Raw genomic sequence first — 12,397 nt, forward strand, 5'->3', positions numbered from 1 at the left:
GAAACCGGCTTCCTCGGCGTCATGTCCGGCCCCCTGGTCCGCTCCTCCTACCGCGCCGGACGCCTCTGGGCCACCGCGATGCGCAAGAAAGGCCGCGAAATCCCCGCCCACCTGGCCCACATCGCCGAAGGCATCCAGGACTCCGGCACCACCCGCCAGGAAGCCCGCACCCTCCTCGCAAACCCCGCATAGCACGTCGGCTAAAGCACGGTCAAAGGACCGGACCCCGGACAAATCCGGCGTCCGGTCCTTTGGCATAAATCACGTAGAATTAAGGCACTATGGCGAAATCCCCTGATTCCAGCAACTCGACAACATCGGCTGCCGACGCTCCCAAGCGCGGCTTGTTTTCCCGCAAGCCCAAGGAAGCCAAGGCCAAGAAGCCGAGCCAGCTGAAGCAGATCGGCGAGGTCTTCAAGATGACCCGCCGTAATGACCCCATCGTCGTGTGGCTCATGCTGCTCGCGTTCCTTGGCGTCATTGCTGTCAGCCTCGTCGTCGGGCTCCTCCTGAACAACTGGGTCACAGGCCTGATCATCGGCATCCCCTTGGGCCTGTTGGCAGCAGTCTTCATCCTCTCGCGCCGCGCGGAACGTGCGGCCTTCGCGCAGATCGAGAACCAGCCCGGAGCTTCCGGTGCGGCTTTGGGGACCCTGCGCCGCGGCTGGATCACTGAGGACCAGCCGGTCGCCGTCAACCCGCGTACCCAGGATGCCGTCTTCCGCGCCATTGGCCGTCCCGGCGTCGTGCTGGTCAGCGAAGGACCGTCGCACCGCGTCAAGCCGCTGGTTGACGCCGAGCGCAAGAAGCTCGCCCGCATCTTGCCGAACGTCACCATTCACGTGATCGAAAGCGGTCGTGGCGAAGGCCAAGTGCCCATCAGCCAGATCGCAAAGACCATGAACAAATACAAGAACGAGCTCACCAAGGTTGAGGTCGGCGCTGTCAGCAAGCGGATCTCTTCGCTCGGCAACCGGCTGCCGATCCCCAAGGGTATCGACCCTTACAAGGCACGCCCTGACCGCAAGGCAGCACGCGGACGCTAACCAAAACAAAAGCCGCCCGTTCCTGGAATCTCCAGGAACGGGCGGCTTTTTTGTCCGCGAAATAATTACATACGAATGAGGATTGTGTTCATGGCCCTGTCGTGGAGGCCACGCTGGTCAGGATCGAAAACAACCGCGGGAATCACCAGGCACAGGAGGATCGTCCTGACGAAGGCAGCCAAGGGTCCTGCCTGCGTTCCTCCGAGCCGTACCACGTGGATGCCCGCAACCCGGTGTCCGATGCTGTAGCCCAGCGTGCCGATGAGAAGGATCTGCTCCACCGCAAAGACGGCAAGTGTCGCCCACTGGTTGCCGCCGAAGGCAAAGTTGCTGATCACCAGGGCAATGACCCAGTCGATGCAGATTGCCAGGATGCGACGGCCGGCCCGTGCCATGGAGCCGGGGCCGGACTCGGGCAGGCCGAGCCGCGCTCCCGGGTACTTGGAGATTCCGGACGTGTCCGGCCCTGTGAGCCATGAACCAATATCTTTACGATCAACCACGCTTCAAGCTTACGGCTTCACCATCGGATGGTTTGCGGCGGTGGTCGCGGGTGGTGGATCGTTCACAGTGTCCGCAAGGAAACAGACACACAGACGTAAGACATAGACTGGCACTGCAGTAGACCAGTAGCGTTTACACGGCAGGCAGTTCTGTAACCTGCTCGAAACAATACTGACACTCCGGGGAAATCCCATTTCCCTATGGTTGGAGAAGTTGCTAGCCGCCGCATCAGGGATACTTTTTTGTTTCCCTGCTTTCGGTTTGCGCTGGACCAGACGGCCCGAGGGGCCTGTTACCTGTTATGCGTTAGGAGCATAGATGTTCAAGACTGCGGACGAAGTCCTCAAGTTCATCAAAGACGAAGATGTTAAATTCGTCGATATCCGCTTCACCGATCTTCCGGGCGTCCAGCAGCACTTCAATGTGCCGGCAAAGAGCGTTGACGCTGACTTCTTTGTCAACGGCCAGCTCTTTGACGGATCTTCCATTCGCGGTTTCCAGGGCATCGCCGAGTCCGACATGCAGCTCATTCCGGACGTAACCACGGCCTTCATCGATGCCTTCCGCATCGAGAAGACCCTCGCACTGAACTTCTCCATCGTGAACCCCCGCACGGGAGACCCGTACCACCGCGACCCGCGCGGCGTTGCCGAAAAGGCCGAAGCTTACCTGGCCTCCACTGGTATTGCGGACACGGCATTCTTTGCCCCCGAAGCTGAGTTCTACGTCTTCGACAACGTCCAGTTCGAATCCTCCCCGCAGGGTTCCTTCTACAAGGTCGACTCGATTGAAGCCCCTTGGAACACGAGCCGCGAAGAAGAAGGCGGAAACCTCGGTTACAAGACCCCCTTCAAGGGCGGTTACTTTCCGGTATCCCCAGTTGACCACCAGGCTGACCTCCGCGACGCCATGTGCCTCGCCCTGGACGAAGCAGGCCTCGAAGTCGAGCGCTCGCACCACGAAGTCGGCGCCGCAGGCCAGGCTGAGATCAACTACAAGTTCACCACGCTGGTGCACGCTGCCGACGACCTGCAGAAGTTCAAGTACGTCATCAAAAACACCGCGTGGGAGTACGGCAAGTCCGTAACCTTCATGCCGAAGCCGATTTTCGGTGACAACGGCTCGGGTATGCACTGCCACCAGTCGCTCTGGAGCAACGGTGACCCGCTGTTCTACGACGAGAAGGGCTACGCCGGCCTGTCCGACACTGCACGCTGGTACATCGGCGGCCTGCTGAAGCACTCCTCTGCTGTGCTCGCCTTCACCAACCCGACGGTCAACTCCTACCGTCGACTGGTCAAGGGCTTCGAAGCTCCGGTCAACATGGTCTACTCGCAGGGTAACCGCTCCGCCGGCATCCGCATCCCGATCACGGGCTCCAACCCTAAGGCCAAGCGCATCGAGTTCCGCGCTCCGGACGCCGCCTCCAACCCGTACCTGGCGTTCTCCGCCCAGCTCATGGCCGGTATCGACGGCATCCGCAACCGCATCGAGCCCCCGGCTCCGATCGACAAGGACCTGTACGAGCTGCCTGCCGAGGAAGCCAAGGACATCCCCAAGGCTCCGGGTTCCCTCGAGGAAGCACTCGAGGCCCTGCGCGAGGACAACGAGTTCCTGCAGGCTGGCGGCGTCTTCACCCAGGACCTGATCGACACCTGGATCGAGTACAAGTACGAGTACGAGATCCGTCCGCTGTCGCTGCGCCCGAACCCGTACGAGTTCGAGCTCTACTACGGCGTCTAGCTAGATCACGCGGCGAAATCGGGCCTGGTCCGCAGACAGTCCGCAAGAATCTCCAGATACAGAAAGGCCGGCCTCGGGTTTCACCACCTGAGGCCGGCCTTTTGTTGTGCCCGGATGCGCCTAAGCGTCCTTCTCCATCCGCGACCGGCCGCTCCCCCAGCACCCGAAGTAGCAACGGACCCCGGGAGTCCTGGAGCAAAGGCACCACACGCGTGATTCTAGTGTGATTTACCTCACATATATCGCGCGTGTGGTTCCAATAGTGGAACCATTAACGCATGGCCGGTGTTGACAAGATCGAAGCGTGCGCGAGGAGCGCTCCGCAGAACATCCGGTTCGATGATTTAGAACGGCTGTGCGAACACTACTTTGGGAAACCTCGAACTCGACAGGGAGGAAGTCATAGCGTCTTCAAAACGCCGTGGCCGGGGAATGGCTAAGCCGTACCAGGTCAGGCAAGTCCTTTGTGCAATCGACAAGCTAAAGGAGGCAGGCAATGCAGACCCGTGAACGACCGGCGATTGAGCACTATCGCTACACAGTTGCTTGGTCACCGGAAGATGAAGAGCACGTTGCGCAGGTGGCAGAGTTCCCATCTCTATCTTGGCTCGATGAAAGCATCGAGGGGGCCATCAAGGGGCTGGAACGGCTCGTTGGCGAAGTCGTGGAAGACATGCTCAGCCAAGGAGAAACCGTGCCTGTTCCGCTAGCCGAGCGCGAATATAGTGGCAACCTAAAGATCCGCGTATCGCCTGAAACCCACCGATTCTTAGTAGCGAGCGCCCAAGAACAAGGTGTCTCCCTGAACCGCTTCTTGGTTGAGCGGATCTTGATGGATGCTGCGCGGTCAGGGCAGAAGCTTCGTGGCTTGGCGGAATAGATGGGTTCACTCGGAGGCCCCGTCACGCGGAGCGGCTGCAGTCCCAACATGGTGAAGCAAGACCCCGAAGCGTCCCCAACGATGATGGCACGGATAAGCGGTTAGCATCTAAGCCATGAACGAAACGACGAGTACTTCACAGTTCCGGAGTTGGCTACGGCGTCTAGTAACCCCACAAGAGGCAGATGAAGGGCCACAGTTCATTTTGTGAACTGTGGCCCTTTTCCTTTTAGCGTCCACAGACGCTAAAAGCGTCGACAGGCGCAAGCCCCCAAAAAAGAACGGCTGTGTCCGTCAAGACACAGCCGTTCTCTTGTAAAGGCCCCGGATCGCCGGGGCCGGGACCCCCAATTTTTCCTACACCCGCCGGCGCCCGCTAATCAACCTGAAGAGGAAGACGATAATCGCCAAGACGATCAGTATCGGGGCGATCCAGAGAAGGAATCCCAGGGCCTTGACAGTTCCGCCAATGATAAAGAAAAGGATCGCGATGACCGCGACGATTCCGAGGATGACATTCATGATGTACCTTCCGTTTCAGTCGTAAACATTCTGATGATTGCCTTTATCGCTGTGCAAACCTCAGCAACCTTACTGTAAGCATGCTTATTATTCCAATCCGCGCTCACGGAAAGCCTGTCGCCGACGTGGACGTCGTGGTACGTTCAGCGTGATCAGGATGCTCAAGAGAGTCCTCATCCCTTCCGACTCCTGACGCAACTTCTGAAAGCGGAGGCATACGATGACAACCTTGATGATCTTCCATGAGGTCGACGACGTTGAGCACTGGCTCAGCTCACCAAAACGGGAAGAAATCTTCGGACCCATGGGCATTACGGTTCGAACGTTCGCAGACCCGGCGAAAACCAACCGTGTCGGACTGATAGTCGAAGTCCCGGACATGGAAACGTTCCAGCGAATGATGGAGTCCGAAACTGCGGCCGAAGCGATGAAATTCGACGGCGTGCGCCCGGAAACAATCTTGACGCTCGTCGAGTCCTAGATACGGCCTAGTCGCCGAAACCCCGGTACATGGTCCATTGCGGACCGGCGGAACCACCCAAGTACCTGCCCGTCTGGAGAAAACCCGCGTTTGCGTAAGCGGCCTTGGCTGCGGGATTGCGTTCGTTGACGGAGAGCACGACGCCGTCCTGCCCGCCACCCAGCCTCGCTGTCAGCTTCTGCGCTTCCCGGGCCGCAGCTACAGCCGACAAGGAGCCCAGGCCCCGCCCTTGGCGCGTCTGGTCGATCAGGAATCCACGCAGGAGCCAGGCGGAATCGTCGTCGGGCCATCCCGCCAAGGTCGCGGCGCCGGCCTGCAAGGTGAAGACTCCGACGGCGGCACCGGCCGCTTCGATCACGTACGGCAGGCGGCTTTCGTCTTCGAGGCCCATAAGCATCATCTTGAACGGGTCCCCGACGAAGTCTTGCTGCCCTGCGGCCAATTCCATCGCCGCGACGTCGCCGAGCTTGATGGCGCGGGCATCGTCGTCGAGATCCTTCAAAGGAATGAGCCACACGGTTTCCAGCATCCTTCGAGCTTAGCCGTCTCCGCACTCCGCGAAGCGGCCTGGCTGGAGCTCACTGGCCGTAGAAGTCCTTCTCAAACACGGCCCGGGTCCGCCGGCTCAGGCGCAGATAATCTTCCTCGAACACCGCGGCTTGCCCAGGAGCGTAGCCACACCACCTGGCAACGGCCTCGAGATCCCTGCGGGAGGCAGGGAGGAGATCGGAGGCACGCCCGGTGCAGATCACATTCGCCGAGCGGATACGGCTCGCGAGCCGCCAGGCTTCGCGTAGCAACACGATGTCACTCTTGTCGATCAAGCCCAACGACTCGATCGCGTCGAGGGCCTGCAGTGTGGAAGTCGTCCGGAGTTGCGGATGCTTCCCTGCGTGTTGGAGCTGCAGCAGCTGGACAAGCCATTCGACGTCGGTGAGTCCGCCCCTGCCGAGCTTTACATGCCTGGCCGGATCGGCGTTTCTCGGGAGCCGTTCCGACTCAACCCGTGCCTTGACGCGTCGGATCTCGCGCACATCTGTCTCTGCGAGCGATTCCGGGTAGCGGATCGGGTTGATGAGCCGGAGGAACTCCGCGGCCAAATCGTCGTTGCCGGCCATTGGCTGGGCCCGCAACAGCGCCTGGGCTTCCCAGATGAGGGACCACCGCCGGTAATACTCCGCGTATGACTCGAGGGAACGGACCATGGCCCCGCTCTTCCCCTCGGGGCGAAGATCGGCGTCGACTCTGAGGACCCGCTCCGCCAGGATGGCCGGTTTGAGGGGTTGGGTCAGCAAGGTGGAAATGTGCCCCACGATGGCAAGGGCTTGTTGCTGGGCTTCGGATTCACTCGCGTCGGGAAGAGCGCGATGGACGTACATGACGTCGGCGTCCGAGCCGTAGCCGATCTCGCGTCCGCCTTGCCTGCCCATGGCAACCACCAACACCTGCGTCTTGAGGAGCCCATCGGAAACCACGACGGCCTCGGCGACGTGCAAGGCGCCCAGAACCGCGGCCCGGTCGGCATCGGCCAATGCCGCGCCCACTGCGTCTTGTTCCAGGAGGCCGGAACTGTCCGCGATGGCGATCCGGAGGATTTCCCGGCGCCTGATGAGCCGGATGAGCCGCATCGCGTTCGCAGGATCGGCATGGCGCGACATCTTGGACTGGATTTCCTGCCACTGCGCTTCGAAGCTCAGCGGCATGAGTTCTTTGTCGGCACCAAGCCACGCAACGGATTCCGGGGAAACCTCCAGGAGATCGGCGATCAACCGCGAGTTGGAGAGCACGTGGCAAAGCCGCTCGGCCGCCGCTTGGGAGTCCCGGAGCATCCCGAGATACCAATGGGTGGTTCCGAGGGCTTCGCTGACGCGGCGGAAGGCGAGCAGTCCGGCGTCGGGGTCGACACCTTCGGCGAGCCAGCCGAGAAGGATGGGGAGCAGTTGCCGCTGCAAGGCGGCGCGGCGGCTGACACCCGCCGTGAGGGCCTCGATGTGGCGCATGGCCCCTTGCGGGTCGCGGTAGCCGAGCGCTGCAAGGCGGCCTTGGGCGGCCTCCGGAGTGAGCCGGGCGTCTTCGGTGCTCAGCTTCGCGGCAGTGTTGAGCAGCGGCCGGTAGAAGATCCGATCGTGCAGTTCTCGAACGGACCGTTTGGTCTTCTGCCAGGTTTCGATCAGGGCGTCCGGATGCGGCCTCCCCGTGGAAAAAGGTCCCAGGACTGCCTTCGCGAGGAAACGCAAGGACTCCTGGCTCGTAGGCATGAGGTGGGTACGGCGCATCTGGAACAACTGGATGCGGTGCTCAAGAACCCGCAGATAGCGGTAGGCGGCGTCGAAGGCAGCGGCGTCCACCCGGCCGATGTAGCCGCCCGCGGACAGCGCGGATATCGCCGACGTCGTATCCCGGCAACGGAGCGTTTCATCGGACTTTCCGTGGACGAGTTGCAGGAGCTGCACCGTGAACTCGACATCGCGCAAGCCGCCGGGACCGAGTTTGATCTGGCGCTGTTCTTCCGCCGGAGCGATGTTGTTCGTCACCCTCCGGCGCATCGCCTGCACCGATTCCACGAATCCTTCCCGGCCGGCCGAAGCCCACACGAGCGGTTGGACGGCCTGCTCGTAACGCGAGCCCAGATCCCTGTCCCCTGCGATCGTCCGGGCCTTGAGGAGCGCTTGGAACTCCCAGCTTTCAGCCCACTTCGCGTAGTAGCTCAAGTGCGAGGGCAACGTCCTGACGAGGGGTCCCGATTTCCCCTCGGGCCGAAGATTCGCGTCGACCTCCCACAGCCCGGGTTCGGATCCCGTGGACGAAATGGCACGGGAGATCCCGGCGGCCAGTGCCGTGCCGATGGTTGCGGCCTCGGCGTCCTCCAGGTTCGGCGCCTCGATCACGTAGATGACGTCGACGTCGGAAATGTAGTTGAGCTCGCGGGCACCGCATTTGCCCATGCCGATGACGGCCAGCCCGACGCCGGCAATATCGGCGGGATCGAAAGTCGCCGCGGCTTCTGCCCTGGCAACCGCCAGGGCCGCTTCTATCGCCGCACCGGCGAGGTCAGCCAGTTCGGCGCCGACGGCGGGCATGAAGTCCTGGGGACTCGCGGCGCAGAGGTCCTTGATGGCCAGTTCGGTGAGCCCGCGCCGGTAAGCAGTCCGCAGAGCGGTGTAGGCGCGGGCTCCCGTCATCGCGGCAACGGGCCGGGGAGAATTGGGGTCTGCTTTGACCGATCGGAGCAGCTTCCTCCGCAGCTCACCGGCGTCGGCGGACAAGGGTTCCGGGCTGACGCGGACATCGAAGACGTCCAGATGTTCCGGATGCCTGATCAGGAACTCCCCCAAGGCCTCGGATGCCCCCAGCAATCGGTAAAGCGGCTCGCTGCGATCCGGGTGCTCCCCCGCGAGCTGCCTGAGTGAGGGATGCTTCTCAATCAAACGGACGAGCGACTGGAGCGCGGTGTCCGGGTTGGCGCTCAGGTGCAGGCCGGCAAAGATCGTGTCCTGGTCGATGCCCTCGAGTTCACGCGCGGCAAGGAACCGTTCACCCTTTTCAAGATCGCTGAAACCGGCTGAGATGAGCCGGCGGGCCAGGCTCACACTCACAGCCTAGAGAATGCCGAGATTGCGCTTGAGCTCGTAGGGTGTGACCTGGAGCCGGTAATCCTGCCATTCCGCACGCTTGTTGCGCAGGAAGTGGTCAAAGACCTGTTCGCCGAGGATGTCCGCTACGAGTTCCGAATCTTCCATGGCGCGGATGGCATCGTGGAGGCTGGCCGGCAGCGGAGTGTGACCCATCGCCTTGCGCTCGGCCGTGGTCAGCGACCAAACGTCGTCTTCCGCCGCGGCCGGAAGGTCGTATCCTTCCTCGATGCCCTTGAGCCCGGCACCCAGCAACACGGCGTAGGCGAGGTACGGGTTGGTGGCGGAGTCAATCCCGCGGTATTCGATCCGCGCGGACTGGCCCTTGCCCGGCTTGTAGAGCGGCACCCGAACCAGGGCGGAACGGTTGTTGTGGCCCCAACTCAGGTAGCTCGGCGCCTCGCCGCCGCCCCAGAGACGCTTGTACGAATTGACGAACTGGTTGGTGACGGCGGTGAATTCCGGCGCGTGGTGCAGGATGCCTGCAATGAACTGGCGTGCGGTCTTGGACAACTGGAATTCCGCGCCGGCCTCGTAGAAGGCATTGGTGTCACCCTCGAACAGCGAGAAATGCGTGTGCATGCCCGAACCCGGGTGGTCGGTGAACGGCTTGGGCATGAACGTGGCGTAGGTACCCTGCTGCAGGGCCACTTCCTTGATGACCGTGCGGAAGGTCATGATGTTGTCCGCCGTCTGGAGGGCATCCGCGTAGCGGAGATCGATCTCGTTCTGGCCGGGTCCGCCTTCGTGGTGGCTGAACTCCACGGAGATACCCACGGATTCAAGCATGGTGACGGCCGTGCGGCGGAAGTCCTGTGCCACGCCGCCGGGCACGTGGTCGAAGTAGCCGCCCTCGTCAACGGGAACAGGAACGCCGTTGGCGTCGAGGTCCTGGGACTTGAGGAGGTAGAACTCGATCTCAGGATGCGTGTAGCACGTGAAGCCCATGTCCGCGGCCTTGGCGAGGGTGCGCTTGAGCACGTTCCGGGGGTCGGCAGCCGACGGCTCGCCGTCGGGGGTCAGGATGTCGCAGAACATCCGGGAGGTCTGCTCGGTTTCCCCACGCCACGGAAGGATCTGGAACGTGGAGGGGTCCGGCTGGGCCAGCATGTCGGATTCGAACACCCTCGCGAGGCCCTCGATCGCCGAGCCGTCGAAACCCAGGCCCTCCTCGAAGGCGCCTTCCACTTCCGCCGGCGCAAGTGCCACCGACTTCAGGGAACCGACGACGTCGGTAAACCACAAGCGTACGAAGCGCACATCACGCTCTTCGATAGTCCGCAGAACGAACTCTTGCTGGCGGTCCATGGGGCCTCATTTCCGGGTCAACGTCCATGCCGCGGGTTCGAAGTTCGAAGCCGACGACAACTCAGCATTCACTCTACTAAGCATTGGCCCGGAATGGCTGCACCCCCGGTTCGCGTAACACAGCGTTTACAAATGTGAGGCTCCTCATGCGCCGGTGGCTAGCACGGCCGGTACCGCATACGCTCTATTCATGGCCCCAAGCAACAGTTCCGATTCCAGCATGCCCGCCGAAGTTCCTGCGCCCTACGGAACCGGACCTGCCGCTGCAGGTTCCGGAGCTTCAGCGGATGCTTCAACGCCGAAGCCCGCCACCAGGATCCGCACCCATCACCTGCAGCAGGCCAAGGCCAAGGGTGAGCGCTTTGCAATGTTGACCGCCTACGAGCAATACACGGCTGAAATTTTCGACCAGGCCGGCATCGAGGTCCTGCTGATAGGCGATTCGGCTTCCAACAACGTCTTCGGGAACGAAACCAGCCTCCCCGTGACCGTCGACGAACTCCTTCCCTTGTGCCGCGCGGTGGCCCGATCCGCCAAGCGTGCCTTGGTAGTGGCAGATCTTCCCTTTGGGAGCTACGAAGTGTCGCCGGAGCAGGCAGTGGCAACGGGCGTTCGCTTCCTGAAGGAAGGCCTGGCACACGCCGTCAAGATCGAAGGCGGCGCGTTCTATGCCGGAACTGTGCGGGCCATGGTCCAGGCAGGCATTCCCGTCATGGCGCACATCGGCTTCACGCCCCAGAGCGAACACTCACTGGGCGGCTATCGCGTCCAGGGCCGGGGCGATGACGCCGCGCGCCTGGTCGAAGACGCCGTTGCCCTCGCAAATGCCGGGGCGTTCTGTGTGCTCATGGAGATGGTTCCCGCTGAAACCGCAGCCGCCGTCGACGCAGCCATTGAGGTGCCGACTATCGGTATCGGCGCAGGCAACGCAACCACGGGACAGGTTCTGGTGTGGCAGGACATGGCCGGACTGCGCGGCGGCAAGATGGCAAAGTTCGTGAAGCAGTATGCGGATCTGCGCACCACCCTGAGCGAGGCAGCGAGGGCGTACGCCGACGACGTCAGGTCCGGCCAGTTCCCAGGCCCGGAACACTCCTTCTAGGAGGACACAGCTTCAGTCCTCGTCGTCCTTGTCCCAGGCTTCGTTGCGGGCCTTGACCTTTTCGAGGGCATGCTCGGCTTCCTCGCGGGTCTTGTAAGGACCGATCAGCTGGGACCAGTCGGACAACGCGTCCTCTTCGATTTGGTGTGTCTGAACGTTGTACCAGAACTCCGCCACGGTTTCTCCTTTGCGAATGCCGCCGTAAGCTCGGCGGGGCCGGTTGCCCTTCGTGCGGGCCGATATTTAGCTACTTAGTTACTTGCGTCTCGTGCGTCCCTTATATGATCAATCTATGCCTTCTCCCGCTCTGACCGCACCCATCGGCACGCTCACCCGTGGAACCGTCAGCCCGCAGCTGCCTGTACCGGGGTCCATCCCGCGCCCGGAGTACGTTGGCAAGCCGGGACCCGCGAAGTTCACCGGTTCAGAGGTCAAATCGGCGGAAACCATCGAGAAGATCCGCATCGCCAGCAAAATTGCTGCCCGGGCGATCGTCGAAGTCGGCAAGCACATCGAGCCTGGCGTCACGACGGACCAGTTGGACCGGATCGGCCACGAGTTCATTCTGGACCACCACGCCTACCCGTCGACGCTTGGCTACCGCGGCTTCCCCAAGTCCCTGTGCTCCTCGCTCAACGAGGTCATCTGCCACGGCATTCCGGACAGCACTGTCGTGCAGGATGGCGACATCCTGAACATCGACATCACGGCCTACATCAACGGCGTCCACGGTGACACCAACTACACCTTCTTGGTGGGAGACGTCGACGAAGAGTCCCGGCTCCTGGTTGAACGTACCCGGGAGTCGCTTAACCGGGCCATCAAGGCCGTAGCGCCGGGCCGCGAAATCAACGTGATCGGCCGGGCCATCCAGTCCTACGCGAAACGCTTCGGCTACGGCGTGGTCCGCGACTTCACAGGCCACGGCGTCGGCGAGGCCTTCCACACGGGCCTGATCATCCCCCACTACGACGCCGCGCCGGCCTACAACACCGTGATCGAAGCAGGCATGGTCTTCACGATTGAACCCATGCTCACCCTCGGAACGGTCGAGTGGGACATGTGGCCCGATGAATGGACCGTAGTCACCCGCGACCACAAACGGACCGCGCAATTCGAACACACCCTGTTGGTCACCGAGACCGGCGCCGAAATCCTGACTCTTCCTTAAGCTCGCCG

The 12,397-nt window shown here is 62.1% G+C and carries 12 protein-coding genes and 1 pseudogene; 7 read left to right on the forward strand and 6 right to left on the reverse strand.

Going from position 1 to position 12,397, the window contains the following annotated elements:
• Both ABH924_RS20105 and ABH924_RS20110 read left to right on the forward strand, forming a co-directional pair.
• Positions 1-192: pseudogene (locus ABH924_RS20105) on the forward strand (lipoyl synthase); the annotation flags it as partial.
• A gap of 89 nt (positions 193-281) precedes the next feature.
• Complete coding sequence (locus tag ABH924_RS20110) at positions 282-1,046, forward strand: DUF4191 domain-containing protein (RefSeq protein ID WP_234753880.1); 765 nt, start codon at positions 282-284, stop codon at positions 1,044-1,046.
• Positions 1,047-1,111: 65 nt separating this feature from the next.
• Here the strand turns inward: ABH924_RS20110 and ABH924_RS20115 are convergent, their stop codons facing one another.
• Positions 1,112-1,549, reverse strand: coding sequence for an RDD family protein (locus ABH924_RS20115; RefSeq protein WP_234753878.1), 438 nt, complete (start codon positions 1,547-1,549; stop codon positions 1,112-1,114).
• 319 nt (positions 1,550-1,868) lie between these two features.
• On the opposite strand from ABH924_RS20115, the gene glnA reads away from it, so the two are divergent.
• Together glnA and ABH924_RS20125 are read left to right on the forward strand one after the other, a co-directional pair.
• Positions 1,869-3,293 (forward strand): type I glutamate--ammonia ligase, encoded by a 1,425-nt coding sequence (gene glnA, locus ABH924_RS20120; protein WP_234753877.1) that lies wholly within the window; start codon positions 1,869-1,871, stop codon positions 3,291-3,293.
• Positions 3,294-3,789: 496 nt separating this feature from the next.
• Positions 3,790-4,173, forward strand: a complete 384-nt coding sequence (locus tag ABH924_RS20125) for a type II toxin-antitoxin system HicB family antitoxin (protein ID WP_404501688.1) — start codon at positions 3,790-3,792, stop codon at positions 4,171-4,173.
• Positions 4,174-4,530: 357 nt separating this feature from the next.
• Here ABH924_RS20125 and ABH924_RS20130 read toward each other — a convergent pair whose 3' ends face one another.
• On the reverse strand, positions 4,531-4,695 hold the full coding sequence (locus tag ABH924_RS20130; RefSeq protein WP_148667595.1) for a DUF2207 domain-containing protein: 165 nt from the start codon (positions 4,693-4,695) through the stop codon (positions 4,531-4,533).
• Positions 4,696-4,915: 220 nt separating this feature from the next.
• Between ABH924_RS20130 and ABH924_RS20135 the strand changes: the two genes are divergently transcribed.
• A complete protein-coding gene (locus ABH924_RS20135; RefSeq protein ID WP_234753875.1) occupies positions 4,916-5,176 on the forward strand; it encodes a hypothetical protein in 261 nt (86 codons plus the stop codon).
• Between the two features lie 7 nt (positions 5,177-5,183).
• Here the strand turns inward: ABH924_RS20135 and ABH924_RS20140 are convergent, their stop codons facing one another.
• The 3 genes from ABH924_RS20140 to ABH924_RS20150 are packed head-to-tail and all read right to left on the reverse strand — an operon-like array spanning position 5,184 to position 10,116.
• A complete protein-coding gene (locus ABH924_RS20140) occupies positions 5,184-5,705 on the reverse strand; it encodes a GNAT family N-acetyltransferase (protein WP_404501691.1) in 522 nt (173 codons plus the stop codon).
• Between the two features lie 49 nt (positions 5,706-5,754).
• On the reverse strand, positions 5,755-8,766 hold the full coding sequence (locus ABH924_RS20145; RefSeq protein WP_404501693.1) for a bifunctional [glutamine synthetase] adenylyltransferase/[glutamine synthetase]-adenylyl-L-tyrosine phosphorylase: 3,012 nt from the start codon (positions 8,764-8,766) through the stop codon (positions 5,755-5,757).
• Between the two features lie 9 nt (positions 8,767-8,775).
• On the reverse strand, positions 8,776-10,116 hold the full coding sequence (locus ABH924_RS20150) for a glutamine synthetase family protein (protein WP_234753871.1): 1,341 nt from the start codon (positions 10,114-10,116) through the stop codon (positions 8,776-8,778).
• A 190-nt stretch (positions 10,117-10,306) separates the two neighbouring features.
• On the opposite strand from ABH924_RS20150, the gene panB reads away from it, so the two are divergent.
• Positions 10,307-11,218 (forward strand): 3-methyl-2-oxobutanoate hydroxymethyltransferase, encoded by a 912-nt coding sequence (gene panB / locus ABH924_RS20155; protein WP_234753869.1) that lies wholly within the window; start codon positions 10,307-10,309, stop codon positions 11,216-11,218.
• 12 nt (positions 11,219-11,230) lie between these two features.
• Here the strand turns inward: panB and ABH924_RS20160 are convergent, their stop codons facing one another.
• Positions 11,231-11,395 carry an SPOR domain-containing protein gene (locus tag ABH924_RS20160; protein ID WP_234753867.1) on the reverse strand — a complete coding sequence of 55 codons (165 nt, stop codon included), beginning with the start codon at positions 11,393-11,395 and terminating at the stop codon, positions 11,231-11,233.
• A gap of 115 nt (positions 11,396-11,510) precedes the next feature.
• Here ABH924_RS20160 and map point away from each other — a divergent pair, with 115 nt between their 5' ends.
• A complete protein-coding gene (map, locus tag ABH924_RS20165) occupies positions 11,511-12,389 on the forward strand; it encodes a type I methionyl aminopeptidase (protein ID WP_234753865.1) in 879 nt (292 codons plus the stop codon).
• The last annotated feature ends 8 nt before the right edge of the window (positions 12,390-12,397 follow it).

It is taken from the genome of Arthrobacter sp. GAS37 (assembly GCF_044908325.1).
In the GTDB taxonomy this organism is placed as follows: domain Bacteria; phylum Actinomycetota; class Actinomycetes; order Actinomycetales; family Micrococcaceae; genus Arthrobacter; species Arthrobacter ramosus.